Annotated in this window: 23 protein-coding genes; 11 read left to right on the forward strand and 12 right to left on the reverse strand. The window is 73.2% G+C overall.

Annotation, left to right across the window (positions count from 1 at the left end):
* Nucleotides 1–4: 4 nt before the first annotated feature.
* On the reverse strand, nucleotides 5–439 hold the full coding sequence (locus IEZ06_RS14740) for a hypothetical protein (protein WP_229798155.1): 435 nt from the start codon (nucleotides 437–439) through the stop codon (nucleotides 5–7).
* Between the two features lie 73 nt (nucleotides 440–512).
* On the opposite strand from IEZ06_RS14740, the gene IEZ06_RS14745 reads away from it, so the two are divergent.
* Nucleotides 513–1,247 (forward strand): dihydrofolate reductase family protein, encoded by a 735-nt coding sequence (locus IEZ06_RS14745; protein WP_189237259.1) that lies wholly within the window; start codon nucleotides 513–515, stop codon nucleotides 1,245–1,247.
* A gap of 41 nt (nucleotides 1,248–1,288) precedes the next feature.
* Nucleotides 1,289–1,645 (forward strand): hypothetical protein, encoded by a 357-nt coding sequence (locus tag IEZ06_RS14750; RefSeq protein WP_189237260.1) that lies wholly within the window; start codon nucleotides 1,289–1,291, stop codon nucleotides 1,643–1,645.
* 143 nt (nucleotides 1,646–1,788) lie between these two features.
* Here IEZ06_RS14750 and IEZ06_RS14755 read toward each other — a convergent pair whose 3' ends face one another.
* Both IEZ06_RS14755 and IEZ06_RS14760 read right to left on the reverse strand, forming a co-directional pair.
* Nucleotides 1,789–2,502 carry a class F sortase gene (locus IEZ06_RS14755; RefSeq protein WP_189237261.1) on the reverse strand — a complete coding sequence of 238 codons (714 nt, stop codon included), beginning with the start codon at nucleotides 2,500–2,502 and terminating at the stop codon, nucleotides 1,789–1,791.
* Nucleotides 2,503–2,505: 3 nt separating this feature from the next.
* Entirely contained in the window at nucleotides 2,506–3,384 is an 879-nt protein-coding gene (locus IEZ06_RS14760) for a hypothetical protein (RefSeq protein ID WP_189237262.1), read from the reverse strand.
* Between the two features lie 472 nt (nucleotides 3,385–3,856).
* On the opposite strand from IEZ06_RS14760, the gene msrB reads away from it, so the two are divergent.
* Nucleotides 3,857–4,258, forward strand: a complete 402-nt coding sequence (gene msrB, locus IEZ06_RS14765) for a peptide-methionine (R)-S-oxide reductase MsrB (RefSeq protein WP_189237263.1) — start codon at nucleotides 3,857–3,859, stop codon at nucleotides 4,256–4,258.
* Nucleotides 4,259–4,644: 386 nt separating this feature from the next.
* Here the strand turns inward: msrB and IEZ06_RS14770 are convergent, their stop codons facing one another.
* The 3 genes from IEZ06_RS14770 to hemG all read right to left on the reverse strand — a co-directional run bounded on the left by IEZ06_RS14770 (nucleotide 4,645) and on the right by hemG (nucleotide 7,890).
* On the reverse strand, nucleotides 4,645–5,412 hold the full coding sequence (locus tag IEZ06_RS14770; protein WP_189237264.1) for a hypothetical protein: 768 nt from the start codon (nucleotides 5,410–5,412) through the stop codon (nucleotides 4,645–4,647).
* Nucleotides 5,413–5,622: 210 nt separating this feature from the next.
* Complete coding sequence (gene hemQ, locus IEZ06_RS14775) at nucleotides 5,623–6,330, reverse strand: hydrogen peroxide-dependent heme synthase (protein ID WP_068895965.1); 708 nt, start codon at nucleotides 6,328–6,330, stop codon at nucleotides 5,623–5,625.
* A gap of 135 nt (nucleotides 6,331–6,465) precedes the next feature.
* Nucleotides 6,466–7,890, reverse strand: coding sequence for a protoporphyrinogen oxidase (hemG, locus tag IEZ06_RS14780; protein WP_189237265.1), 1,425 nt, complete (start codon nucleotides 7,888–7,890; stop codon nucleotides 6,466–6,468).
* 254 nt (nucleotides 7,891–8,144) lie between these two features.
* On the opposite strand from hemG, the gene IEZ06_RS37175 reads away from it, so the two are divergent.
* On the forward strand, nucleotides 8,145–9,155 hold the full coding sequence (locus tag IEZ06_RS37175) for a DUF4349 domain-containing protein (protein WP_268245602.1): 1,011 nt from the start codon (nucleotides 8,145–8,147) through the stop codon (nucleotides 9,153–9,155).
* Here IEZ06_RS37175 and hemE read toward each other — a convergent pair.
* Nucleotides 9,121–10,158: a uroporphyrinogen decarboxylase gene (gene hemE, locus IEZ06_RS14790; RefSeq protein WP_189237267.1), complete on the reverse strand. Its 1,038-nt coding sequence runs from the start codon at nucleotides 10,156–10,158 to the stop codon at nucleotides 9,121–9,123. The two genes, IEZ06_RS37175 and hemE, sit on opposite strands and share 35 nt — an antisense overlap.
* Before the next feature lie 731 nt (nucleotides 10,159–10,889).
* Here hemE and IEZ06_RS14795 point away from each other — a divergent pair.
* Together IEZ06_RS14795 and IEZ06_RS14800 are read left to right on the forward strand one after the other, a co-directional pair.
* Nucleotides 10,890–11,486: a DUF3000 domain-containing protein gene (locus tag IEZ06_RS14795; RefSeq protein ID WP_189237268.1), complete on the forward strand. Its 597-nt coding sequence runs from the start codon at nucleotides 10,890–10,892 to the stop codon at nucleotides 11,484–11,486.
* Nucleotides 11,483–12,709 carry a ribonuclease D gene (locus IEZ06_RS14800; protein ID WP_189237269.1) on the forward strand — a complete coding sequence of 409 codons (1,227 nt, stop codon included), beginning with the start codon at nucleotides 11,483–11,485 and terminating at the stop codon, nucleotides 12,707–12,709. Before IEZ06_RS14795 ends, IEZ06_RS14800 begins: the two co-directional genes overlap by 4 nt.
* A 51-nt stretch (nucleotides 12,710–12,760) precedes the next feature.
* On the opposite strand, the gene IEZ06_RS14805 is transcribed toward IEZ06_RS14800, so the two are convergent.
* The gene (locus IEZ06_RS14805; RefSeq protein ID WP_189237270.1) at nucleotides 12,761–13,552 is read right to left on the reverse strand and encodes an MFS transporter; all 792 of its coding nucleotides are present in this window, start codon (nucleotides 13,550–13,552) and stop codon (nucleotides 12,761–12,763) included.
* Nucleotides 13,549–14,592, reverse strand: a complete 1,044-nt coding sequence (locus IEZ06_RS14810) for an ion channel (RefSeq protein ID WP_189237271.1) — start codon at nucleotides 14,590–14,592, stop codon at nucleotides 13,549–13,551. Before IEZ06_RS14810 ends, IEZ06_RS14805 begins: the two co-directional genes overlap by 4 nt.
* 205 nt (nucleotides 14,593–14,797) lie before the next feature.
* Between IEZ06_RS14810 and IEZ06_RS14815 the strand changes: the two genes are divergently transcribed.
* Genes IEZ06_RS14815 through IEZ06_RS14825 form a run of 3 tightly spaced genes read left to right on the forward strand, consistent with a single transcriptional unit; the run spans nucleotide 14,798 to nucleotide 17,939 of the window.
* The gene (locus IEZ06_RS14815; RefSeq protein WP_189237272.1) at nucleotides 14,798–15,940 is read left to right on the forward strand and encodes a Gfo/Idh/MocA family protein; all 1,143 of its coding nucleotides are present in this window, start codon (nucleotides 14,798–14,800) and stop codon (nucleotides 15,938–15,940) included.
* Nucleotides 15,937–17,070: a dihydrodipicolinate synthase family protein gene (locus tag IEZ06_RS14820; RefSeq protein WP_189237273.1), complete on the forward strand. Its 1,134-nt coding sequence runs from the start codon at nucleotides 15,937–15,939 to the stop codon at nucleotides 17,068–17,070. The genes IEZ06_RS14815 and IEZ06_RS14820 overlap by 4 nt, the downstream gene beginning before the upstream one ends.
* Nucleotides 17,067–17,939, forward strand: a complete 873-nt coding sequence (locus IEZ06_RS14825) for a sugar phosphate isomerase/epimerase family protein (RefSeq protein ID WP_189237274.1) — start codon at nucleotides 17,067–17,069, stop codon at nucleotides 17,937–17,939. The genes IEZ06_RS14820 and IEZ06_RS14825 overlap by 4 nt, the downstream gene beginning before the upstream one ends.
* Before the next feature lie 25 nt (nucleotides 17,940–17,964).
* Here the strand turns inward: IEZ06_RS14825 and IEZ06_RS14830 are convergent, their stop codons facing one another.
* A complete protein-coding gene (locus IEZ06_RS14830) occupies nucleotides 17,965–18,969 on the reverse strand; it encodes a LacI family DNA-binding transcriptional regulator (RefSeq protein ID WP_189237275.1) in 1,005 nt (334 codons plus the stop codon).
* A 245-nt stretch (nucleotides 18,970–19,214) separates the two neighbouring features.
* On the opposite strand from IEZ06_RS14830, the gene IEZ06_RS14835 reads away from it, so the two are divergent.
* Together IEZ06_RS14835 and IEZ06_RS14840 are read left to right on the forward strand one after the other, a co-directional pair.
* Nucleotides 19,215–20,414, forward strand: coding sequence for a thiolase family protein (locus IEZ06_RS14835; RefSeq protein WP_189237276.1), 1,200 nt, complete (start codon nucleotides 19,215–19,217; stop codon nucleotides 20,412–20,414).
* Nucleotides 20,411–22,483 (forward strand): 3-hydroxyacyl-CoA dehydrogenase NAD-binding domain-containing protein, encoded by a 2,073-nt coding sequence (locus IEZ06_RS14840; RefSeq protein ID WP_189237277.1) that lies wholly within the window; start codon nucleotides 20,411–20,413, stop codon nucleotides 22,481–22,483. Before IEZ06_RS14835 ends, IEZ06_RS14840 begins: the two co-directional genes overlap by 4 nt.
* A 36-nt stretch (nucleotides 22,484–22,519) precedes the next feature.
* On the opposite strand, the gene IEZ06_RS14845 is transcribed toward IEZ06_RS14840, so the two are convergent.
* Nucleotides 22,520–24,001: an amino acid permease gene (locus IEZ06_RS14845; protein WP_189237278.1), complete on the reverse strand. Its 1,482-nt coding sequence runs from the start codon at nucleotides 23,999–24,001 to the stop codon at nucleotides 22,520–22,522.
* 87 nt (nucleotides 24,002–24,088) lie between these two features.
* Nucleotides 24,089–26,008 (reverse strand): 1-deoxy-D-xylulose-5-phosphate synthase, encoded by a 1,920-nt coding sequence (gene dxs / locus IEZ06_RS14850; RefSeq protein ID WP_229798157.1) that lies wholly within the window; start codon nucleotides 26,006–26,008, stop codon nucleotides 24,089–24,091.
* Between the last annotated feature and the right edge of the window lie 59 nt (nucleotides 26,009–26,067).

Here is a 26,067-nt window from a genome sequence, read left to right on the forward strand (position 1 = left end):
GGAGCTAGCGGCCCGTCGCGACCGTGGCGGTGAGCAGGACCAGTACGAACGTGGTCACCCCGGCCAGGCCGTGCAGCAGCACCGCGAGCACCGGGAAGCTCTGCTCGGCGCCGCGCGCGTGGCGGCCGCCGCCCAGCCAGCGGGTGAACATGACGAAGCCCAGCAGCGCGGCGGCCGAGAGCACGCCGAAGGAGAGCCAGGCGAGGAACCGCTGGAGGGTGAGCACGTAGGCGATCCAGCAGCCCAGCGCGGAGACCGCCAGGACCGGGTGGGCGAAGACCAGCGCCGTGGGGAACCGGGTGACCTTCGTCGCCTGCTGCCGCAGGCCGCCGCCGGACAGCCACAGGTACAGCAGGTAGATCCCGACCATCGCGGTGATCGACCATGTCACGATCGCGACCAGCCCCATGCAGCCCTCCCTGATCTTCAGGAAAATCATGTGACGGCGGGTCCCCGAAGTCACCAGGGGCGCCGAATCCGTTATCGACCGGTGGCTGTGCCAGGGTGGGGGGATGCGCCTCCTGCACCCCGCTCCCCCCTCCGGGACCGACGCCGACGCCGATCTCGCGCTCGCCTACGCCTATCCCGGACCGCGGTGCGTGCGGGTCAACATGGTGGCCAGCGCCGACGGCGGGATCTGGCTCAAGGGCCTGTCCGGCGGGTTGTCCGGCACGGGCGACCGGCGGGTCTTCGGGGTGCTGCGCGGGCTGGCCGACGTGATCCTGGCCGGGGCCGAGACCGTCCGCAGCGAGGGGTACGGCCCGGCCCGGCCGCGGGAGTCCTGGCGGGCGCTGCGCGAGGGCCGTCCCGCCGCCCCGGCGATCGCCGTGGTCACCCGGAGCCTGGAGCTGGACCTGGACTCCCCGCTGTTCACCGAGGCGGAGCCGGGCGCGCGCACGATCGTCGTCACCTGCGGGGCCGCTCCGGCGGACCGGCGCGCGCGGGCGGCCGGGCGCGCCGACGTGATCGTGGCCGGGGACGACCGGGTGGACCTGGCCGCGGCACTCGGGCAGCTCGCCGAGCGGGGGCTGGGCCGGGTGCTGTGCGAGGGCGGGGCGCGGATCAACGGCCAGCTCGCCGCGGCGGACCTGGTGGACGAGCTCTGCCTGACGGTCAGCCCGATGCTGGTCGGCGGGTCGGCCGCCCGGGTCCTGGACGGCCCGGACGTGCTCACCCGCCTCCGGCTGGCCCACGTCCTGGAGGAGGACGGCTTCCTGTTCACCAGATATGTCCGGTCTTCTTCGTGAATTCCATGGACATTACCGACTACAAACGATATATCTCGACCATGGATAGATCATCACCCGGCGACGAGCTGCGCGCGGCGGTCGAGGCCCGGCGCGAGCTCGGCCCCGAATTCGAGGACTCCCTGGTCGAGGGCTTCCTGGAGAAGATGGACGCCGAGATCGACCGGCGGGTGGACCAGCGGCTCGCGGCCCACTCCCCCGCGGTCCGCCCCTCCGTGGCCGCCGGGCAGCGGCTCGCACTCGCGATCGTCTCCCTCGCCCTGGGCGTGCCGTCGACGGTGGGCCTGGCCATCGCCCTGGACGACGTCGACTCCGTGCTCGCGATCATCTGGGTCGGCATCATCGCGGTGAACTTCGCCTTCGCCAAGAGCGGACAGCAGCGCGACCGGCGGCGGTGACCCCGGCCGCCGTCGCCTCCCTGGCCGTGGAGGAGCCGCCGACCCGGCTGGCCCGGTTCGCCTCCGAGGGCCGGCTCATGCCGTACCTGCCGGAGCCGTGACCGCTCCGCCCCGCCGTGCGGGGCGGAGGTGCGCGGACGGCCTCAGGCGCGGCGGTAGACGCGCGCGAGGTGGGCGTAGACGATCGTGTTGCCGGTGTAGCTACGGGTCTCGTGGTCGAAGGCGCCGCCGCAGGTGACGAGGCGGAGGGCGGGATAGTCCACGTCGCCGTAGACGCGGGCCGTGGGGAAGGCGTCCTTGGCGGCGAGCTCGCTCGCGTCGACCGCGAAGACGGCCACGGAGCCGTCCCGGCGCAGCACCTGGATCTGGTCGCCGCGCCTGAGCCTGCCGAGGCGGGCGAAGACGGCGGGCCCGGTGCGGGTGTCGAGATGACCCGTGATGACGGCGGGGCCGCGCTCGCCGGGAGCCGGGCCGCCGGCGTACCAGCCGGCGAGGTCCGGAGGGTGCAGGGGCGGGTTCTCGATGGCGCCCCCGGCCCCGAGACCCAGCCGCATCAACCGGGCCGTCACCCCGATCCTGGGGATGTGCACGGTCAGCGGCACGGACCTCTTCAGCGGCCGGGCGAACGTGTACGCCAGCGATCCGCCGGAGGCCACCGGCACGAGCGGGCGGCGCGACACGGCCTCCGGCGGCGCGGCCGACGACACCTCCGCCGGCGGCGCCGGCTGTCCGGCCGGCCCGGAGAGGGCGCCCTCCTCGGAGAGGATGCGGCCGACGCCGAGCCCGCACAGCAGCACCCCGGCCCCGGTGGCCAGCGCCGCCGCCCCGAGCGCCGGCCGCCGCCCGGTGGACGGCACCGGTTACGCTTCGCCCGACCGGCGGCCCCGTACGGCGAGGCCCGCCAGCCCGGCTCCCAGCAGCAGCGCCGCACCGCCCGCGGCGAGGGGCCAGTCACCGGACCGGGCCTTCGGCGCGAGGCCCCCGCCGCCCGTCTGCGGGGCGCCCTCCGGAATCCTGCGCCGCTCGTCCGCCCTGGGGTCCCACGAGGCGGGCAGGGAGGCCGGGGCCCTGGAGACCGTCTCACCCGGCACGGCGGTCCAGCTCTGGCCGGACCCGCCCGAGCCGCCCCCGCCCGGAGCGGTCGGCCAGGATCCGGTGGAGGGCGCCACCGGTTTCCCCGGCCACCCCTTCGACCCCTTCTCGGTGAAGTCCTTGTCCGTGCCCTTGTCCGTGCCCTTGCCCGTGCCCTTGCCCTTGTCCGTGCCCTTGTCCATGCCCTCGTCTGTGCCCTCGTCCGCGGCCGGCTTCCCGCCGGCGGTCTTCTCCGGCCGGGACACGCCCGAGGCCTCCTTCACCCCGCCGCCGGACGCGTCCTCGGGCCGATCGCCGTCTCCACCGGGGGCGTGCGCCTCCGACGAGGTGGAACCCGAGCCCAGCGCTCCCGCCCACACGTCGTCCTGGCGGCTCGACGCTCCCCCACCGGGACCGTGCGTCTCCCGGCCGCCGTCTCCCCGGGCCCGCCCCCCGGCCTGTCCCACCGCCTGTCCCGCGGCGCCGCCCGGCCGGGAGTCGCACGGCGGCAGGATCGTCTCGCACGTGGTCGGCACGGCCCGCCCGTCCACCGGGGACGCCTGGGCGGCGGCCGTACCGATCCCGACCGCCAGGGCGGCGCCCCCGAACGAGAAGGCCGTCACCGCGCCCACCGCCGCGAGACGTCGTGCTCCTGCGATAGCCGCCACAGTTCTGCCCCCGGTGCCGATGTGTTCCTCGTGTCTTCGATGCACGGCCGAGCTTCGCGAACCGGCGGAGGGGGAGGCAAGCGCCGCCGTCGGGAGGCGGCCCATCGTTTACCCGAATCAGACGCAGACTTTGCCGTCCGGCCCGGTTATCCGTACGGTCGGCCCGGTTATCCGTACGGTGGCGCCGGACGGACGGGTCCGTCCCGGAGTCGCCGCGGCGGCGGGACCGGGCTCTCGACGGGACGGACCGCGATCATCCGTCCCGCTCTCCGCTCCCGGGCGCTGGCGCGCCGCCCGGCCGGCGGCATTCGAACCGTCCCGTTGATCCTCGGGACGGCCGGACGGATGATCTCATCCCTCATCTGGGAGGTGAAAACCCCCCACGTCAACAAGGACGCCGGATCGGGCGTCCCAGGGTGCTTCGCCCTCCAAGATTTTTCTTCCGGCGGCGGCGTTCGCGTAGAGTCATGGCATGGACAAGGTGGTCAAGAGCGATGCCGAGTGGCGCGCCCAGCTCTCCCCCGAGGAGTTCCAGGTGCTCCGCCAGGCGGGCACGGAGCGTCCCTTCACCGGCGAGTACGTCGACACCAAGACCGTGGGCGTCTACAGCTGCCGCGCCTGCGGCGCCGAGCTGTTCCGGTCGGACACCAAGTTCGACAGCCACTGCGGCTGGCCCAGCTTCTACGAGCCCTCGGCGTCCGAGGCCGTCACCCTGATCGAGGACCGCTCCCTGGGGATGGTCCGCACCGAGGTCCGCTGCACCCGCTGCGACTCCCATCTCGGCCACGTGTTCCACGGCGAGGGCTACGCCACGCCCACCGACGACCGCTACTGCATCAACTCCGTCTCGCTCAGGCTGGAGCCCGCCGAGTAGCCGCGGCCCCGACCGGTTCTCCGGAGGACACCCGGGACTTCCCGCATTCACCCGCGCAGGCGGGTGAATGCCTGCCCTGGTGCGGGTAAAAACTACTACGCACAGTGCGCAAGGATCTCCATAGAGTGATCTTTCTCCCGAGGAGCCCCCGTGCATCTCCGCCACAGGTGGGAGATCATCGAGACCATCGGCAGGGTGGTCACCCAGCGCTGCACGATGTGCGGCAAGACCCGCGTCAGGATCCTCTGACGCCCTGCTCCGTGCGGGCGAGGAGGTGTCCGGGCGGAGCCGGGATCGGCTCTCCCGATCGGGCGGCGCGGTGCCCGCAGGCGTCGCAGGTCCGCGACGTGCGACGCGGACCTGTCCTGGCGATGCGGACGGGGGCCTTACCGGCCCGGCTTGGGGTAGGTGACCCGGCAGGTGGAGTCGTCCGGGCCGAGCACGTTGGCCAGGACCGGGTTGCCGTTCTCGCCGAACTCCGCCTGGACGAAGACCACGGGGGCGTCCTCCCCGACCTCCTCGGCGAGATAGTCGAGGCCCGTCTCGCACAGTTCGATCGCCTGCTTGGAGTTGTCCGCCGACTCCGGAAGGTCGGTGTATATCCGCAGGTATCCCCCCACCATGCGGATGTCCTTCACCCGCTTGGCCGCCTTGCTCCGCTGGAAGTACGCGACGGCCCTGGTGTCGGTGTGCTTGGACCGGCCCGCCGCCTCGACCTCCTCGGCCGACCCGCCCTTCTCGCGTTTCTCGGCCTTCTCGGACTTCCCGCCCCCGGGTTCACGGGTCCCGGGCTTCCCGGCGTCCGCCTCGCCGGCCCCGGCGGGCTTCTTCCGTTCCGAGGCCGCGCCGGTCCCGGTCTTCTCCGTACCGGGCTCCTCGGCCGCGGACTCCCGCGCCGCACCGCCCGGATCACCGGTGGGCGCACCCGAGCCCGCGCCGTCGAGTCCCGCGGTCACCATCGGGGCCCGCCGTCCGTCCGTCTCCGCCCGGCCGGGGGCCCCCGCCCGCGGGAGCGCCGCGGCCGTCTCCGGCGCCGCTCCCCCCTCCGCGGGGCCCCTCTGCGAGGTCTTCCCGCCGGCGGCCGGAGCCTCTCCGGACGACGAGCTCACGACCACGATCCCGGCGACGGCGACCGCCAGGGCCGCGGCCCCCACGGACGCCTCCCGGCTCCACCGCCGGGACCTCTTCCTGCGGTGGCCGCCCCTGTGCCGCCCGGAACGCACCAGACCTTCGCCCTTGGTCACCTTGACCTCGCACTCGGGAGATTTTTCCTGAGTATGACAAAATTTTGGCACGAGGCCGCCGGTTTCCGGCAGGGCTTTGCCTTTCACCCCGGAGTCACCGCCGGGTCACCGCGGAGCGGTTCACGGCAGGGCGTTGACCAGCTCGCTCACCGGCTTGCGGATGCCGGTGTAGAAGGGGATCTCCTCCCGGGTGTGCCGCCGGGCCTCGGCCCCGCGCAGGGTGCGCATCAGGTCGACGATGCGGTGCAGCTCGTCGGCCTCGAAGGCGAGCATCCACTCGTAGTCGTTCAGGGCGAAGCACGCGACGGTGTTGGCCCGCACGTCGGGGTAGTCGCGGGCCATCCGGCCGTGCTCGGCGAGCATCCGGCGGCGGTCGGCGTCGTCCAGGAGGTACCACTCCAGGGAGCGGACGAACGGGTAGACGCAGACGTTGGCCCGCGGCTCCTCCTCGGCGAGGAACGCCGGGATGTGCGACTTGTTGAACTCCGCCGGGCGGTGCAGCGCCATCGCCGACCAGACCGGCTCGGTCAGCCTGCCCAGGTCGGTGCGGCGGAACCGCGAGTAGGTCTCCTGCAGGTCCTCGGCGGTCGGCGCGTGCCACCAGAACATGAAGTCGGCGTCGGCGCGGAAACCGCCCACGTCGTAGACGCCGCGGGTCACGACGTCCTTCTCGGCCATCTGCGCCAGGAGGTCCTCGACCTCGCCGGCCAGGCCCTCCCGGTTGCCCGGGCAGCCGTCGCGCAGCCTGAAGACCGACCACATCGTGTAGCGGATCACCTGGTTCAGGTCACGCGCCTTGGGCCGCTGCTTCTCGTCCGTCGTCCTCACCCTCTCATCAGGAACTCTGCTTCCCCCGCCCCCCAAATCTAGCGAGGAGGACGCCCGGTCCGTCCGGCGGGGAACGGCCTCCCGGACCTCGCGCCCTTCCCCGGCCCTCCCCTCCGGGCCGCTCCCGGCCGCCTCTCAGGCGACGGAGGAACCGCTCTGCCGGGAGGCCAGGTGGTCCAGGACCCGGGCCGCCGCCGTACGCGCGGTGGCGATGCAGGCGGGAATGCCGACGCCGTCGTAGGCCGCGCCGCACAGGGCCAGGCCGGGCTGGGCCGCGACCGCCGCGCGGATGCGCGCGACCCGGTCCAGGTGGCCCACGTTGTACTGCGGGAGCGAGCCGCCCCAGCGGGTGACCCTGGAGTCCAGGGGCAGGCCCCGCACGCCCAGGATCTCGGCCGCCTCCGCCATCGCCAGGGCGACCAGCTCGGCGTCGTCGCGCTGCAGGAGCGCCTCCTCCCCGAGCCGGCCGATCGAGCAGCGCAGCACGACCAGGTTGGGGTCGGCCTCGGCCAGGTGCGGCCACTTGACCGAGCTGAACGTCGCGGCCTTGACCGGGCGGCCCTCGGCCGCCGGCACCAGGTAGCCGCTGCCGGCCGGAGCCTGCGGGAAGGCCACCCGCGGATAGGCGAGGGTGACGATGGCCATGCTGGCGTACTCGATCCTGGCCAGCTCGGCCGCGGCCTTGGGCACCTCGGCCGCGAGCAGGCGGCCGGCCGCGGGCGCCGGGGCGGCGACGACCACCGCGTCGGCCTCGATGACCTCGGGGTCGGGCACCGGCCCGGCCACCAGCCGCCAGCCGCTCCCGGCGCGGCGCAGCTCCCGGACCATCACCCCGGTCCTGATCTCCGCACCGGAGGCGGCGGCGACGGCCTCGGGCAGGCTGCCCATGCCGCGGCGCAGGGTGGCGAAGACGGGACCGGCGTCCTTGGGCGTCTCAGCGGTGATCTTCCGGGCGGCGGCGAGCAGGGAGCGCTCGGAGCGGGCGACCGCGGCGATCCGGGGCATCGTCGCGTCCAGGGAGAGGGCCTCCGCCCGGCCGGCGTAGACGCCGCCGAGGATCGGCTCGACCAGCCGGTCCACCACCTCCCCGCCCATCCGGGCGCGGACGTAGGCGGCCACCGAGACGTCGGTGGTGACGAGCGTGGCCGGCATGATCTGGTCCAGCGGCACCCTCGCCAGTCCCGCGGGGCTCAGCACGCCCGACCGGGCCAGGGCCAGCAGGTCGGACGGGACGCCCATGACCTGTCCCTTCGGCATCGGCCGCAGCACCCCGCCGACCAGCAGGGCCGCCTGGGCGTCCCCCGGGTGCCGCAGCTCCTCGCCGAGCCCGACCGACCTGGCCAGGTCCCTGCCCTCGGGCCGCCGCAGGAGCATCGCCTCGGCCCCGGCGTCGACCGCGACCCCGGCCACCTCGCTCGCGTGGAGCTTGCCGCCGATCCGCCCGGCGCCGTCGAGCACGGTCACCCGGACGTCCGCGCCGCCCTGCCGCAGGTGCCACGCCGCGGCCAGGCCGGCGATCCCGCCGCCGACGACCACCACATGGCTCCGGTTCCCTTCCATGACTCCTGACCGTACCGCTCCCCGGCGGCCGTCCGCGTCCTGCCCCGGCCGCGCCGCCCGGCGCCGCCCGCCGCTCCCCGCGGCCCGCCGCCGGGGAGAACGTGACGGCATCGTGACCCCTTCCGCCGAACCCGCGCTCCCGGATGCCCGTCTCCAGATGCATGACCAGATTCCGGTACGGCCCGCGCCTGGTGGTTCCTCTCGTGGGCCTGGCATTGTTCGCGTCGGCCTGCGGCGCGTCGGAGACGCACTCCGTGAGTGACGCCGGCGCGCCGGCGCCGGCCTCCGCCCGGGGCGGCGGCTCCGGCGAGGCGGGGTTCGACCGCGCGGAGAGCGCCGAGGCCCCCTCGCCCGCCGAGGCCGGGGGCGAGCGGCGGCAGACGGAGCAGGTGAAGGCGGTCCCGACCGAGCGGGCCATCGTCTACACCGCGCAGATGACCGTCCGCGCCGAGGACGTGGCCGCCTCGGCGGAGACGGCCAAGCGCATCGTCACCGCGGCCGGCGGCTATCTCTCCCAGGAGAAGTCGGACGCCTTCGGCGGCGGCGAGGCCTCCTCCACGCTGGTCTTCAAGATCCCGCCCGCCGGCTACCCCGGCGTCGTCGACCGGTTCGGCAAGGAACTGGGGAAGCGGGAGTCGGTCCAGCAGAACACCGAGGACGTCACCGAGGAGATCGCCGACGTCGAGAGCCGCCTGAAGTCGGCGCGGTCCGCGCTGGACTCGCTGCGCGCGCTGCTGAAGCGGGCGGACACGATCGGCCAGGTGCTCGAGGTCGAGCGGGAGATCTCCAACCGGGAGGCGGAGCTGGAGTCGCTCCAGGCCCGGCAGAAGAAGCTCGCCTCGCTCACCGGCATGGCGACGCTCACCCTGAGCCTGATCGGCCCGGTGGCCGAGGCGCCCGAACCTCCGGAGGAGGAGCCCGGCGGCTTCCTCAGCGGTCTGGAGGCGGGCTGGGACGCCTTCGTCACCACCGTCAAGGTCGGGCTGACGGTTCTCGGTGCGCTGCTCCCCTGGCTGCTCGTGATCGTCCCGGTCTGGCTGGCGATCGCCCTCGGGCTGCGCCGCAGCCGCAGGAGGCGCCCGGGACCGTCCGCGCCCTCCGGCCCGGCGTCTCCCGGCCCGGTGCCTCCCGGCCCGGTACCTCCGGACGCGCCTCGGACGCCCTCCGGCCCGGTGCCTCCCGGCCCGGCGTCTTCCGGCCCCGTACCCTCCGACCGGCCGCCGGGGGACGTCAGCGGGCCGACGCCCGGTGCACGAAATCGGTGAGGCGGGCCAGCTGGTCGGGGTCGGTGCCCGGCAGCACGCCGTGACCGAGGTTGAAGACGTGGCCCTCCGCCCCGGCTCCGCGGGCGAGGATGTCGCCCGCCCTGCGCTCGACGACCTCCCAGGGGGCGAGCAGGGTCGCCGGGTCCAGGTTTCCCTGGAGCGCCTTGCCGGGGCCGACGCGGCGGGCCGCCTCGTCGAGCGGGACGCGCCAGTCGACGCCGACCACGTCGGCTCCGGCCTCGCCGAGCAGGCCGAGCAGCTCTCCGGTGCCGACGCCGAAGTGGATGCGCGGGACGCCCAGGTCGGCCAGGCCGGCGAAGATGCGGCCGGCGTAGGGGAGGACGAACTCGCGGTAGTCGTCGGGGGCGACGGCGCCGACCCAGGAGTCGAAGAGCTGGAGGGCCGAGGCTCCGGCGGCGGCCTGGACACGCAGGAAGCCGAGGGTGATCTCGGTCAGCCGGTCCATCAGGGCGTGCCACAGCTGCGGCTCGCCGTACATCATCGCCTTGGTGTGGTCGTGGTTCTTGGAGGGGCCGCCCTCGATGAGGTAGGAGGCGAGGGTGAACGGCGCGCCCGCGAAACCGATGAGCGGCGTCGGCCCGAGCTCGCCGGTGAGCGCCCGGACGGCCTCGGTGACGTAGGAGACGTCGTCGGGCTCGATCGGGCGCAGGGTCCGGACCGCGGCGGCGTCCCTGATCGGGTCGGCGATCACCGGTCCGACGCCGGGCTTGATGTCGAGGTCGATCCCGATCGCCTTGAGCGGGACCACGATGTCGCTGAAGAAGATGGCCGCGTCCACCCCGTAGCGGCGCACCGGCTGCATCGTGATCTCCACGATCAGGTCGGGGGTGGCGCAGGCCGTGAGCATGGGCACCCCGCCGCGCACGGCCCGGTACTCGGGCAGCGAGCGGCCCGCCTGGCGCATGAACCACACCGGCGTGCGGGGGACGGGCTGGCGGCGGCAGGCGCGCAGGAACGGGGAGTCGGCAAGCTCGGGATTCACCCTCCCAGGGTGCCATGCCCCCCGGCCGGTCCGCGCACCAAGTCCCAGGTGGCGCGGCCCGGCCGAAATACCGGTCAACGAGTGACATCACCCCCGGAAAGGCCCCGGACGGACATCGGTGACCGTGCCGGGGCGGTCCTCCCCGAGCCGGGCTTCCCGTCCGCCGGGATTCGGCCGGAGTCCCGAGGAAAGCCGGCGGCCGGAGGCCTCCGATCTCGCGAGACGGCACGGAGCGATCATGTTTGCGGGTACAGTTCCTCCCATCGGCGAACCAGGGTCGGCCCCCGGCCGGTCCAAATGTTCGTCAATCACCGCGCGGCATCGATTCCGGCACCACTTTGGGGACACGCCGAGCACGTTGCGCGGAATTGTCGGCGCGACGTGCCAACGTCGGACCACGACCCGACGAAAGGCCGTGTGCGATGACCACGATGTGGAATTCACCCGAACGCCGCGGTGAGCACTGCGCTTCCTGTGCCGCCGAGCGGGTTTTCGAGCAGCCTCCCTGCCCGGACGGCCACGGGGCGGGCGAGTGCCCCGAGTGGGCCTGCTCCGCGTGCGGGCACGCACTGCTGCTCGGCTCCGCCCCAGGCCGGCCCGGGACGCCGGGGGTTCCCGTCGGCGCCGCGCACGCTCCCCACCGCCCGATGGCTTCGGTTTGATCGACTCCGATGGCTCCCACGAACACCCCGATGGTCCCCGTGCGCTCAGTTTCGACCTACGCTTCCGATATGACCGTCGGTGATGCGCCGCCCGTTCCCGCCGCCTTCCGGCGTGCGGTGGCGAGCCTCCGCCTGACCGAGGTCAGGCCGGAGATCGAGCTGGAGGACATCCCCGCACCCCAGCGCCTGGCCCCCTATTCGGCCGCCCTCGGCGCCTCGGTCTACCGCGACGACGACGAGCTCGCGGTCGGGCGCCTCATCGTGCTCTTCGACCCGGACGGCCAGCGGGGCTGGGACGGCCAGTTCCGGCTGGTCGCCTACGTCCGGGCGGACATGGAACCGGAGATCACCGAGGACCCGCTGCTCGGTCCCGTCGCGTGGAGCTGGCTCACCGAGTCGCTCGACGCGCACGCCGCCGGCTACGCCGCCGCCGGAGGCACCGTCACCCGGGCCGTCTCCGAGGGCTTCGGCAACAAGTCCGAGGACCCGGTGACCACGGAGCTCGAACTGCGCGCCTCCTGGTCCCCCCTGGAGGAGGACCTCTCCGGCCACGTCGCCGCCTGGTGCGACCTGATGTGCCTGGCGGCGGGCATCCCCCCCCTGCCCCCCGACGTGGCGACCCTGCCGCCGCGCCGTCGCGAAGATCCGGAGTCCTTCAGAACGTGACCGACGAGACGACGATCGTTCCACTGCTGGAACCTCGAGAAGGCATCCCTCCCGTCATCGAGGACCCGGCCGGCCTCGCGCGCGTCGTGCGCGCCTTCGCCGAGGGCACCGGGCCGGTCGCCGTGGACGCCGAGCGGGCCTCGGGCTACCGCTACAGCGGCCGCGCCTACCTGGTGCAGCTGCGCCGGGCGGGTGCGGGCAGCGCGCTGATCGACCCGATCCGCTGCCCCGACCTGTCGGAGCTGGACGCGGCGCTGGCCGATGCCGAGGTGGTGCTGCACGCCGCCTCCCAGGACCTGCCCTGCCTGGCGGAGCTCGGTTTCCGCCCGCGCGCGCTGTTCGACACCGAGCTCGCCGGGCGGCTGCTCGGCTACGAGCGGGTGGGCCTCGGCATGATGGTGGAGAACGTCCTCGGCCTCCGGCTGGAGAAGGGCCACTCCGCCGCCGACTGGTCCACCCGCCCGCTGCCGGAGGACTGGCTGCGCTACGCCGCGCTCGACGTCGAGGTCCTGATCGAGCTCCGGGACGTCCTGCACGAGGAGCTGAAGGCGAGCGGCAAGCTCGCCTGGGCCGAGGAGGAGTTCGCCGCGGTGCTGGCCCACCGGTCACCGGGGCCCCGCACCGACCCGTGGCGGCGCACCTCCGGGATCCACAAGGTGCGCGCGCTGCGCGGGCTGGCCGTGGTCCGGGAGCTGTGGACCCTCCGCGACTCCCTGGCCCGCGAGGCCGACCTGGCGCCGGGCCGGGTCCTGCCCGACTCGGCGATCGTCGCCGCCGCCCTGGAACTGCCCCGCACCACCAAGGCCCTCACCGACATCCCCGCCTTCACCGGTCGCAGCGCCCGCAAGCACCTGCGCGACTGGCTGGCCGCGATCACCAGGGCCCGCGCCCTGCCGGAGTCCGAACTACCTCAGCCCAGCGCCCCCGGAGACGGGCCGCCGCCCGCCAACCGCTGGATGGACCGCGACCCGGTCGCCGCCCGGCGGCTCGCCGCGGCGAGGGCCGCGATCGCCGCTCTCGCCGACGAGCACCACATGCCGACGGAGAACCTGCTGCAGCCGGAGGCCGTACGCCGACTGACCTGGGAGCCGCCCGCGGTCGTCGACGCGGAGACCGTCGCGGCCCGGCTGCGCGGGCTGGGCGCCCGGGAGTGGCAGATCGCCCTGGCCGTCGGTCCGGTGGTCGACGCGCTGGCCCGCCTGGAGGCCACCGGCGAGGGCTGACCGCCCTCTTCCAGGTCGCGCGGTGAGAGCTCTCCCGGCTCGCCGAGACCGTCACGGCTCAGCGGCGGTCGCGACGAGGGAGGGCGTCACGTGCGGCAGCTCTCGGGTGAACATCAAAGAGACCAGCGCGAGGAGCGCCGCGGCGAGCAGACCGGCCTTGAGCGACTGGATCTGGGCGTCCTGGTAGTCGTCGACGAGAGCCTCGGCGGCTGCCTGGTCGAGACCGGCCTCCTGCGCGGCGGTCCGGACCCGGTCGGTGGCGACGAAATCCACACCCGACTCGACCGCCACGCCGACCTGGGCGGAGACCTCAGGAGCGATGCGGTCGTCGGCCCGGATGTTCGAAACGAACACACCGGTCAGGCCCGCCAGCACGATCGCGCCGATGAGTGCCACCCCGAGGGAGGAGCCGAGCCGGCAGCCGGTGTATTGCAGGCCGCCGGCCTCACTCCGGCCCGTGGCGTCGACCGACGACTGCACCACGTTGCCGAGCTGTGAGACGACCAGTCCCATGCCCACGCCGAGCAGGGCCATCGAGACGGCGAAGACGGTACCGGCCAGGTCGGGCCGGACGGTGGCGAGCAGGACGAGGACGGCGACGACGGCGATCACCAGGCCGGCGACGAAGGCCCGGCGGCGGCCGACGATGTCACCGATCTTGGCGCCGGTGAGCATGAGCATGGCCATCACCAGGCAGTAGAGAGTGATCACGGCCTGGATCGTGGGGACCGTCGTGTCGAAGTCGTCCACCAGGGCGCTGATCGAGACGTTCATCACCGACTGGTCGAGGACCATGACGAACTGAGCGGCCGCCAGTGCGACCAGCGGCAACCACCGTCTCATCCGTCCTCCGTCTGCCGCCCGCGCAGGGCCCGGGCGATCCACTCAGGGGTCAGCCGGCGCGAGCCGACGTAGTAGAGCACCGCCCCGGGAGGAAGCTCGGTCCGCCAGCCGGGGTTGACCAGCAGTTCGCCGCCGGCGCGGGCGGCGAGCATGGTCGCGCCGCCCTTGCGGCCGAGCACGGTCTGGCAGTGCTCGACCAGGACCGGTCCCAACGGCTCGGGGAGCCGTACCGAGTAGGTGCCGGCGCCGTCGTGGGTCATCAGCTCGGCGTAGACCTCGGTGATACCGGGATGCTTCAGCTCTTCCGTGATCATGTGAGGGCTGTGCCACTGGACGCAGCGCACGGTCTCGTCCACGTATCTCAGGTGCCGCTCCCTGCCGAGGTCGCGCAGCGTGACGACCAGGTGGACGTGCCCGGCGACGTGGCCGACGGTCACCGCGACGGCCAGTGCCTCGTTGTCGTCGCGGACGTCCACGAGCACGCTCCGCGCCCGCTGCACCCCGGCCCGGCTCAGCACCGCGCCATCGCTCAGGTCCCCCCGGACGAACGTGGCCTTGCGGTCGGGCATGGGATTGGCGGGCACGTCGTCCCAGGCGCACAGGACGACGCGTCGGCCGTCGTCGATCAGCTCGTCCACGATGCGCTCGGTCCTGCCCGGCGTGTAGCCGAGGAGCACGACGTGACCGGAGACGTCCACCGTGACGGCACCCCGCATCCGCCTCCCCTTCGCCCGTTCCAGTGTCTTCGCCAGCTTGGTGAAGACCGTCGTCAGCGTCGCGATGCCGCCGACGATGACGTACGTGCCGACCACCCGGCCCGCGGTCGACTCCGGACGCAGGTCCCCGTACCCGACGGTGGCGGTGGTGACCACGAAGTACCACCAGTAGCCGGCCGGCGCGGCGACCGCGCTGCCCTCCGGTTCGGCGAGCGCCATCAGCGGCCAGCTCGTCACGTAGACCACCGCGAGCAGGGCGGCTGGCGTCCACCACGTCCCCAGGAGCCCTATCCGGGCGAGAAGGCGGGCGATGAAGACCGGCATGCCTCCTCCTGGCGGGACGGTCTGCGGGTTGCGGTCCGGGCCGGCCGGGAACACCAGCCCTGGGCACGACTGTAGGGCCCCGTCGCAGGCGGGTGCGGGCGGCTCGCCCGTTCCTCTTCCCACCTCTCCGGCAGGTGGTTGCCCCGGTGGTGGCGACTGCCGTACAGTGGCCTGGAAAGCGCTTTCCATAGGAGGCTCAGAGAGAATGTCCCCCCGAAGCATCGGTGTCGTGATGAACGGTGTCACCGGCCGCATGGGTTACCGCCAGCATCTGGTCAGGTCGGTCCTGGCGATCAACGAGCAGGGCGGCGTGGCACTGTCCGACGGCAGCCGCGTCCTGCTCAGGCCGGTGCTGGTGGGCCGGAACGCCGAGAAGCTCGAGAAGCTCGCCGCCGACCACGGCATCGCCGAATGGACCACCGACCTCGACGCGGCCCTGGCCTCCGACGAGAACCTGATCTACTTCGACGCCCAGGTCACCCAGGCCCGCGTCAAGGCCGTGCTCAAGGCCATCGAGGCCGGCAAGCACATCTACGCCGAGAAGCCGACCGCCGAGACCGTCGAGGAGGCCGTCGCGCTGGCCGAGGCCGCCGAGGCCCGGGGCGTCAAGAACGGCGTCGTGCAGGACAAGCTCTTCCTGCCGGGACTGCTCAAGCTCAAGCGCCTGATCGACGGCGGTTTCTTCGGCCGGATCCTCTCGGTGCGCGGCGAGTTCGGCTACTGGGTCTTCGAGGGCGACTGGCAGACCGCCCAGCGCCCCTCGTGGAACTACCGCACCGAGGACGGCGGCGGCATCGTGCTGGACATGTTCCCGCACTGGGCCTACGTGCTGGAGAACCTGTTCGGCCGCGTCCGCTCGGTCTACGCCCAGACCGCCACCCACATCCCCGAGCGCGTGGACGAGCGGGGCGAGACCTACCCCGCCACCGCCGACGACGCCGCCTACGGCGTCTTCGAGCTGGAGGGCGGGATCATCGCGCAGATCAACTCCTCCTGGAGCGTCCGCGTCAACCGCGACGAGCTGGTGGAGTTCCAGGTGGACGGCACGCACGGCAGCGCCGTCGCCGGCCTGCGCAACTGCCGCATCCAGCACCGGGCCACCACCCCCAAGCCGGTCTGGAACCCGGACCTGCCCGTCACCGCGCGGTTCCGCGACGACTGGCAGGAGGTGCCCGACAACGCCGAGTTCGACAACGGCTTCAAGATCCAGTGGGAGATGTTCGTCCGCCACGTGGTCGAGGACGCGCCGTTCCCCTACGACTTCGCCTCCGGGGCGCGCGGCGTCCGCCTCGCCGAGCTGGGCCTGCGCTCCTCCGCCGAGGGCCGCCGCCTGCCGGTGGAGCCGTGACGCGCATCGTGCTCCCCGGCGGGGAGCACACCCTGCGCGAGCCGGTGGTCTGGGAGCGGCCCGCCGGGCCGCCGCAGAGCCGGATCGTCTACGCCGCCGCCCACGTGGTCGCCGACCCGCTCGGCGACAACACCCCCGGCTCCCCCGCCGCCGTCGACTGGGACGCCACGCTGCGCTTCCGCCGCCACCTGTGGTCGTACGGCCTGCGCGTCGCCGACGCCATGGACACCGCGCAGCGCAACATGGGCCTGGACTGGGCCGCCACGAGCGAGCTCATCCGGCGCAGCGCGGCCGAGGCGGCGGAGTTCGGCGACCCGGCCGCGCTGGTGGCCTGCGGGGCGGGCACCGACCACGCCCCGGACGCCGGGACGCTGGACGAGGTGGCGGCCGCCTACACCGAGCAGATCGAGACCGTCCGCGGCGCCGGGGCCGGCGTCATCGTGATGGCCAGCCGGCAGCTCGCCCGGATCGCGCGCGGCCCGGAGGACTACCACGCGGTCTACGGCAAGCTGCTCTCGCAGACCGACCGGCCGGTGATCCTGCACTGGCTCGGCGAGATGTTCGACCCGAACCTGGCCGGCTACTGGGGCTCGCGGGACGTGGCCGAGGCCACCGCCTCGTTCCTGGAGCTGATCCGCGGGCACGCGGCGGCGGTGGACGGGGTCAAGGTCTCGCTGCTGGACGCCGAGCACGAGATCGGGCTGCGGGCGGCGCTGCCGGAGGGCGTGAAGCTCTACACCGGCGACGACTTCAACTACCCGTCGCTGATCGCCTCGGGCAGCCACGCGCTGCTGGGCATCTTCGACGCGATCGCCCCGGCGGCCTCCGCGGCCCTGGCGGCGCTCGACGCCGGGGACCTCGCCCGCTACGAGGAGATCATGGCCCCGACGGTCCCGCTCTCCCGGAAGATCTTCGAGGCGCCGACCTACAACTACAAGACCGGCATCGTCTTCCTGGCCTGGCTCAACGGCCACCAGGACGCGTTCGCCATGGTCAACGGCGCCCAGGCGGCCCGGTCGCTGCCGCACCTGGCCGAGGTGTTCCGGCTGGCCGACGCCGCGGGCCTGCTCAGCGACCCCGAACTGGCCGTGCGCCGCATGCGCTCGCTGCTGGAGGTGCACGGGCTGTGACAGGGGCTGCGACAGGGGCTGCGACACCGGCGGGGAACCGCCTGTCCCTCAACCAGTGGACGACCAAGCGCTGGTCGGTGGCCGAGGCCGTCGACGGGTGCGTACGGCACGGCGTCGAGGCCATCGGCCTGTGGCGGCAGGACGTCGCCGCGCAGGGCCTCGACGAGACCGTGAAGCTGGTGGCCGACGCCGGACTGCGCGTGTCGTCGCTCTGCCGGGGCGGTTTCCTCACCTCCGGTGACGCCGCCGCGCTGGACGACAACCGCCGGGCGATCGACGAGGCGGCCGCGCTGGGCGCCCCGTGCCTGGTCATGGTGGTCGGCGGGCTGCCCGGGGTGGTCCCCGCGGAGCCGCTCGGGGTGGTCGACCGCGATCTCGCGAGGGCCCGGGAGCGGGTCGCCGAGGCGCTGGCCGTACTGGCGCCGTACGCCGGTGAGCGCGGGGTGCGGCTGGCCCTGGAGCCGCTCCACCCGATGTACTGCGCCGACCGGGCCGTGCTGTCCACCCTCGGGCAGGCGCTGGACCTGGCCGAGCGGCACCCGGCAGAGCAGGTCGGCGTCGTCGTCGACACCTTCCACGTGTGGTGGGACCCGCAGGTGCTGGAGCAGATCGCCCGGGCCGGGGAGCGGATCGCCTCCTACCAGGTGTGCGACTTCCTGCACCCGCTCCCGCAGGACGTGCTGCTCGGCCGGGGGGTGATGGGCGACGGCGTGATCGACTTCGCGCCGCTGACCGCGGCCGTGGCCGCGGCGGGCTACACCGGCGACATCGAGGTGGAGATCTTCAACGCCGACGTCTGGGCCGCCGACCCCGACGAGGTCCTGGCCCGGGTGAAGGCCAGGTTCGGCGAGCTGGTCGGGTCCGCCTGACCTCGAGGGCCCGGGGGCGTCACCCTTACGGGATGAGGCCCCCGGTGCTCCTGCGCAGCACGACCTCGCCCGACACCCGCTCGACCCGGGGCTCCCGCGCCTCCTCCGACGGGTCGAGGGCGAGTTCCAGCGCGCGGGCGCCCATGTCGGACAGCGGGAGCCGTACCGTCGTCAGGGAGGGGACGAGGTCGCGCAGGGTGGCGATGTCGTCGAACCCGGCGACCGAGATGTCCTCCGGAACCCGGATCCCGCGGTCCCGGAACGACGCCAGCGCTCCCACCGCCATCACGTCGTTGACCGCGAACACGCAGGTGGCGCCGGTGACCTCGGCCGCCGCCCCGTAGCCGCCGTCGCGGTCGAAGGTGCCGTGCACGAGCTGCGGCGCGGGCAGGCCCAGCTCGGCGAGCGCCCCGGTGAATCCGGAGACCCGGTCCTGGGCGGTGATCAGCCAGGGCGGCCCGGCCAGCACGGCGAAGCGCCGGTGCCCGAGACCGGCGAGGGCCCGGGCGAGCTCGGCGGCGCCCTCGGCGTTGCCGGGCGCCACCGTGTCGGCGCCGAGCAGGTCCTGGCCGACGCAGGCGATCCGGCCCCCGGTCGCCCGGTAGCGGTCGAGCTCCTCGCGCAGCCGCCGGGTCACGCCGGGGTCCGCGATCCGGGACCCGGCCAGCAGCACGGCGCGCACGCGCTGCGCGTTCAGGGTCGCGACGTAGGCGATCTCCCGCTCCGGATCGCGGTGCGTGGTGGCGACCATGACCATCAGCCCCTGGTCCTCGGCCACCCGCATCGCCCCGTCGGCCAGCGCCGCGAAATAGGGGTCGGTCAGGTCGTGGACCACGAGCCCGATCACGTTGCTGGCCCCGCGGGCGAGCGTCTGCGCCGCCACGTTCGTCCGGTAGCCCAGCTGCTGGGCGGCCTGCTCCACCCTGGCCCGCAGCGACGCACCCACCTGCCGGGTGCTCCCGTTGAGCACCCGCGAGGCCGTGGCGAGCGAGACCCCCGCGTGCCTGGCGACATCTTCGAGCGTGACCACAGGCGACCTCCTGGAAAACGATTGCCAATCTTGCCAGAGAAGATCCCCGCCGCGCACCTCCGAGGGGTAGACCTCCGCTGCGGGCGCCGCGGGAGCGCTCCGGCGACGCTCCGGCGACGCTCTGGGGGACGCTGTGGGGGAGCTCACCGCGGCGCGCCCGGATCCGGTCCGCGCCGCCCGCGCCAAACGTTGTTACCGACCAGTAGCATGGTCTGCGTAGCCACCCATCAACGAGGAGCGAACCCGTGCCTTCGTCTCGTGACGTCGTATTCGTCGACGGAGTGCGCACGCCCTTCGGCAAGTCGGGCCCCAAGGGCCTGTACGCCGAAACGCGCGCCGACGACCTGGTGATCCGCGTCATCCGCGAGCTGATCCGGCGTAATCCGAATCTGCCGCCGGAGCGTGTCGACGAGGTGGCCATCGCGGCCACCACCCAGATCGGCGACCAGGGGCTGACCATCGGCCGCTCCGCCGCCGTCCTGGCCGGACTGCCCAAGAGCGTGCCCGGCTACGCGATCGACCGCATGTGCGCCGGCGCCATGACCGCGGTGACCTCGGTCGCGGGCGGCATCGCCTTCGGCGCCTACGACGTGGCCATCGCCGGCGGCGTCGAGCACATGGGCCGCCACCCGATGGGCGAGGGCGTCGACCCCAACCCCCGGTTCGTGGCCGAGCAGATCGTGGACGGCTCCGCCCTGGTCATGGGCATGACCGCGGAGAACCTGCACGACCGCTACCCGACCATCTCCAAGGAGCGCGCGGACGCCTTCGCCCTCGCCTCCCAGGAGAAGGTCGCCAAGGCCTACGCCGGCGGGAAGATCCAGCCCGACCTGGTCCCGGTGGCCGTGCGCTCGGCGGAGAGGGGCTGGGGCCTGGCCACGGCCGACGAGGCGCCCCGCCCCGGCACCACGCTGGAGGGCCTGGCCTCGCTCAAGACCCCGTTCCGGTCGCACGGCCGGGTCACCGCGGGCAACGCCTCCGGCATCAACGACGGCGCCACCGGCTGCATCGTGGCCGCCGCCGACGTCGCCGCCGAGCTGGGCCTGACCCCCAAGATGCGCCTGGTCTCCTACGCCTTCGCCGGCGTCGATCCCGAGGTCATGGGCGTCGGCCCGATCCCGTCGACCGAGCGGGCGCTGCGCCTGGCCGGGCTCTCCATCGACGACATCGGCCTGTTCGAGATCAACGAGGCCTTCGCCGTACAGGTGCTGGCCTTCCTGGAGCACTTCGGCATCGCCGACGACGACGACCGGGTCAACCCCTACGGCGGCGCGATCGCCTTCGGCCACCCGCTCGCCTCCTCGGGCGTGCGCCTCATGACCCAGCTCGCCCGCGAGTTCGGCGAGCGCCCCGACGTCCGGTACGGCGTCACCACGATGTGCGTCGGCATGGGCATGGGCGGAACGGTCATCTGGGAGAACCTCGCCTGGGAAGGTGCGAAGTGACGGATATCAAGGAACTGTTCGCCGACGAGGTCGTCACCAGAGCGGCCGTCCGCGACGTCGAGCTGCCGTACGGCGCCGGCACGATGGCCCTGATCACGCTGGACAACGGCTTCGACCACACCAAGCCGTCGACCTTCGGCCCGGCCGGCCTGACCTCGCTGAACGAGGCCGTCGACGCCGTCGCGGGCCGCACCGACCTGGCCGCGGTGGGCGTCACCGGCAAGCCCTTCATCTTCGCGGTCGGCGCCGACCTCAAGGGCGCCGCCCTGGTCTCCGAGCGCGGCCAGGCGCTGGCCATCGGCAAGCTGGGCCACGACGTGTTCCGCCGCCTCGGCGAGCTGGACGTGCCGTCGTTCGCGTTCGTCAACGGCGCGGCGATGGGCGGCGGCCTGGAGGTCGCCCTGCACTGCACCTACCGGACCATCTCCTCCGGCGTGCCCGCGGTGGCGCTGCCCGAGTGCTTCCTCGGCCTGGTCCCCGGCTGGGGCGGCACCCAGCTGCTCCCCCGCCTGATCGGCCCGGCGAACGCGCTCAAGCTGATCATCGAGAACCCGCTCTCGCAGAACCGCATGATCAAGGGCCGGGACGCCTTCGCGCTGGGCGTCGCCGACGCGATGTTCGAGCCCGCCGACTTCCTGGAGGAGTCGCTGCGCTGGGCGGCCCAGGTGCTCCGCGGCGAGGTGGAGGTCTCCCGGACCGACCACACCGCCGAGGACTGGTCGCAGGTGGTCGACGGCGCCCGCGCGCTGCTCGACATGAAGCTGCACGGCGCCAGCCCCGCCCCCTACCGGGCGCTGGAGCTGGTCGCGCTGGCCCGCACCGCCTCCCGGGACGAGGGGTTCGACGCCGAGGACCAGGCCCTGGCCGACCTCCTCATGGGCGACGAGCTGCGTGCCGGGCTGTACGCCTTCGACCTGGTGCAGCGCCGCGCCAAGCGGCCCGCCGGCGCCCCGGACAAGGCGCTGGCCCGCAAGGTCACCAAGGTGGGCGTGGTCGGCGCCGGCCTGATGGCCTCGCAGATGGCGCTGCTGTTCGCCCGCCGCCTGGAGGTCCCGGTCGTGCTGACCGACCTGGACCAGGCCCGCCTGGACAAGGGCGTCGCCTACGTGCACGCCGAGGTCGACAAGCTGCTCGGCAAGGGCCGGATCACCGGTGACCAGGCCAACCGCCTCAAGGCCCTGGTGACCGGCTCGCTGACCAAGGACGCGTTCGCCGACGCCGACTTCGTCATCGAGGCCGTGTTCGAGGACATGAAGGTCAAGCAGCAGGTGTTCGCCGAGGTCGAGGCCGTGGTCTCGGAGACCTGCGTGCTGGCGACCAACACCTCCTCGCTCTCGCTGACCGAGATGGGCTCGCAGCTGGCGCACCCCGAGCGCCTGGTGGGCTTCCACTTCTTCAACCCGGTCGCGGTGATGCCGCTGCTGGAGATCATCCGCGGCCACGCCACGGACGACGCCACGCTCGCCACGGCCTTCGCAGTCGGCAGGTCGCTGAAGAAGTCCAGCGTGCTGGTGAAGGACGCCCCGGCGTTCGTCGTCAACCGGCTGCTGACCCGCTTCATGGGCGAGGTCATCGCCGCGGTCGACGAGGGGACCCCGCTGGAGCTCGCCGAGCACGCCCTCGACGACCTCGGCCTGCCGATGACCCCGTTCGCGCTGCTGCAGCTGGTCGGCCCGGCCGTCGGCCTGCACGTCGCCGAGACCCTGCACGCGGCCTTCCCCGACCGCTTCGGCGTCTCGGAGAACATGGCGAAGCTGGTCGCGGCGGGCAAGCCCGGCGTCTACGGCGCGGACTTCTCCCTCGACCCGGAGGCGGTGGCGATCTTCTCCGGCGGCGCCTCCCCGTCCACGGCCGAGCAGGTGCGCGAGCGGGTGCTGCGGGCCCTGGCGCAGGAGATCCGGATCATGCTCGACGAGGGCGTGGTCGCCGCGGCCCAGGACATCGACCTGTGCATGATCCTGGGCGCGGGCTGGCCGTTCCACCTGGGCGGCATCACCCCGTTCCTGGACCGGTCCGGCATCGCCGCGCCGCGCTTCCTGGAGCCGGGCGTCGCCTCCGTGCCCGCCTGACGGCCCGGCCCCGCGAGGGCCCGTCCCGCGCCTCCCTCAGGGGACGCGGGGCGGGCCCTCGCCCCGTCCGCGGGCCAGGACGCTGTGGTGGTAGCCGTAGGAGAAGTAGAGCAGGACGCCGAGCACCATCCACGCCAGGAACCGGATCCACGTCTCCACCGGCAGGTTGAGCATCAGGTAGACGCAGGACAGCACCGACAGGATCGGCACCAGCGGCACCAGCGGGGTGCGGAAGGAGCGCGGCAGGTCCGGCCGGGTCCGCCGGAGGATCACCACCGCGAGCGAGACCACCACGAACGCGAAGAGCGTGCCGATGTTGACCAGCTCGGCGATCTCCGCCAGCGGGACCAGCCCGGCCAGGACGGCGACGATCACGCCCAGCAGGATCGTGATCCGGTACGGCGTGCCGTACCGCGGGTGCACCCGGGCCAGGCCCCGGGGCAGCAGGTTGTCCCGGCACATGGCGAACATCACCCGCGACTGGCCGAGCATGAGGATCATCACGACGGTGGTCAGGCCCGCCAGCGCGCCGACGCTGATCAGCGAGGCGGCCCAGGTCTGGCCCACGGCCTTGAACGCGTCCGCGAGCGGGGCGGCCTCGCTGAGCTCCCGGTACGGCTGCATGCCGACGACGACCACGGAGACGGCGACGTACAGGGCCGTGCAGACGCCGAGTGAGGCGATGATGCCGATCGGCAGGTCGCGCTGCGGGTTCCGGGTCTCCTCCGCCGCGGTGGCCACCACGTCGAAGCCGATGTAGGCGAAGAACACGATCGCGGCGGCGGTGAAGACGCCCACCACGCCGAAGGCCACCGGCGTGATCCCGAAGACCACCTGGATCAGCGGCGCCGACAGGCCCTCGACGGCGGGCGTCGACTTCGCCGGCGGGATGAACGGCGTGTAGTTGGCGGCCCTGACGAAGAACAGCCCGGCCACGATGACCAGCAGGATCACCGTGACCTTGATCGCGACGACGACGAGGTTGAGCCGTGAGGAGAGCTTGACGCCGGCGACCAGCACCGCGGTGAGGGCCAGCACGACGAGGGCCGCGGGCAGGTTGAAGACCGGGTCCTCGCCCGCCAGCGCGGCGGGCAGGCGGAGGCCGAGGGAGTCCAGCAGCGAGGTCAGGTAGCCCGACCAGCCGACCGCGACGACCGCGGCGCCGAGCATCATCTCCAGGATCAGGTCCCAGCCGATGATCCAGGCGGGGAACTCGCCCAGCGTGGCGAAGGAGAAGGTGTACGCCGACCCGGCCACCGGCACGGCGGAGGCGAACTCGGCGTAGCAGAGCGCCGCGAGCCCGCAGACGACCGCGGCGACGACGAACGACAGGGCGACCGCCGGCCCGGCCATCTCCTTGGCCACCCGGCCGGTGAGCACGAAGATGCCGGTGCCCACGATGACGCCGACGCCGAACACGGTCAGGTCGAGCGCCGTGAGGTCCTTTCTCAGCCGGTGCTCGGGCGCCTCGGTGTCCCTGATCGACTGCTCGACGGACTTCACTCGGAAAACGGCCACCGGAGCCTCCCCGTCCCGCGGATCACCTCCGGGTGCTTCCCCGCGATCGGCGGGTCATGCGGGCCGGGGAGGCCGAGTCCGCGGGGATCAGCGGGCCGGGTGGTTCTCCAGGACCGGGGAGCGCTTCGCGACCGCCTCGGTGATCTCGCGGGCGATGTCCTGGGCGGTCAGGCCGATCTCGGCGAGGATCTTCGCCCGCTTGGCGTGGTCCAGGAAGCGCTGCGGGATGCCGTAGGTGCGGACCGGGACGTCCACGTCGGCGTCGCGGAGCATCCGGGCCACCGCGTCGCCCACGCCGCCGACCCGGCCGTTGTCCTCGACCACCACGACCAGCTTGTGCACCCGGGCGGCGGCCACCAGCGCCTCGTCCAGCGGCTTGACCCACCGCGGGTCCACCACGGTGGCCGAGATGCCCTGGGCGTCGAGCAGCGCGGCGGCCTCCAGGCACGTCTCGGCCATCGGGCCGACGGAGACCATCAGCACGTCCGGGTCGCCCGCGCGCAGCACGTCCATCCCGCCGAGCCTGCCCTCGGCCTCGATCTCGGGTCCGACCGGGCCCTTGGGGTAGCGCACCACGGTGGGGCCGTCGTCGACCGCCACGGCCTCGGCGAGCAGTTCGCGCAGTCGCGGCTCGTCGCGCGGGACCGCGACGGACAGCCCCGGGACGACCTGCAGGATCGACAGGTCCCACATGCCGTTGTGGCTGGCGCCGTCGTCGCCGGTGACGCCCGCCCGGTCGAGCACGACCGTGACCGGGAGCCGGTGCAGGGCGACGTCCATCAGCAGCTGGTCGAAGGCCCGGTTCAGGAAGGTGGCGTAGACCGCCACGACGGGGTGGAGCCCGCCGAGCGCCAGGCCGGCGGCGCTGGTCAGGGCGTGCTGCTCGGCGATGCCGACGTCGTAGAGGCGGTCGGGGTAGGCCTCGGAGAACGGGATCAGCCCGGTCGGGCCGAGCATCGCGGCGGTGATCGCCACGATGTCCTGGCGCTCGGTGCCGAGCCGTACCATCTCCTGGCCGAACACGTTGGTCCAGCCGTGCGGCTTGGGCTTCTCCTCGCCGGTCAGCGGGTCGAAGACGCCGGGCGAGTGGAAGCAGTCCTCGCCGTGGTTCTCGGCCGGAGAGTAGCCGAAGCCCTTCTTGGTGAGCACGTGCACGATGACCGGGTGGCGGAAGCCGCGGGCCTTGCGCAGCGCCGCCTCGACGGCCTGCTCGTCGTGCCCGTCGACCAGCCCGATGTACTTCAGGCCGAGGTCCTCGAACATGACCTGGGGGGCCAGGACGTCCTTGATGCCCTTCTTGACGCCGTGCAGCGCGTCGTAGACCGGGGCTCCGACCACGGGGACCTTCGTCAGGTTGCCCTTGACGAACTCCAGCACGTCCTCGTAGCGCTGGGTGGTGCGCAGCGAGGCCAGGTGGTTGGCCAGCCCGCCGATGGTCGGCGAGTAGGAGCGGCCGTTGTCGTTGACCACGATGATCAGCGGCAGGTCCTTGCAGGCGGCGATGTTGTTCAGCGCCTCCCAGGCCATGCCGCCGGTGAGGGCGCCGTCGCCGATCACGGCCACGACCGTGCGGTCGCTCTCGCCGCGCAGCTTGTAGGCCTTGGCCAGCCCGTCGGCGTACGACAGGGCGGTGGAGGCGTGGGAGTTCTCGATGACGTCGTGCTCGGACTCGGCCTGGCTCGGGTAGCCCGACAGGCCGCCCTCCTGGCGGAGCGTGTCGAAGCGGTCGGCCCGGCCGGTGAGCATCTTGTGGACGTAGGCCTGGTGGCCGGTGTCCCAGAGGATGCGGTCGCGCGGCGAGTCGAAGACGCGGTGCAGCGCGATGGTCAGCTCGACCACGCCCAGGTTCGGGCCGAGGTGCCCGCCGCTGCGGGCGGTGGAGCTGACGAGCAGGTCCCTGATCTCGGCGGCGAGCACCGGCAGCTCGTCCGCGTTCAGCAACTTGAGGTCCCGTGGTCCCTTGACCGACTCCAGAAGACCGCCCAGCCGTCCGGCGCGCTCGCTCACGGAATCATCCCCTCTGTCCTGACGTAACAGAGCGAGTCTAGTTCGCCTCTAGCGCGCCG

The sequence above is a fragment of the Planomonospora antibiotica genome, assembly GCF_014647955.1.
Taxonomy (GTDB): domain Bacteria; phylum Actinomycetota; class Actinomycetes; order Streptosporangiales; family Streptosporangiaceae; genus Planomonospora; species Planomonospora parontospora.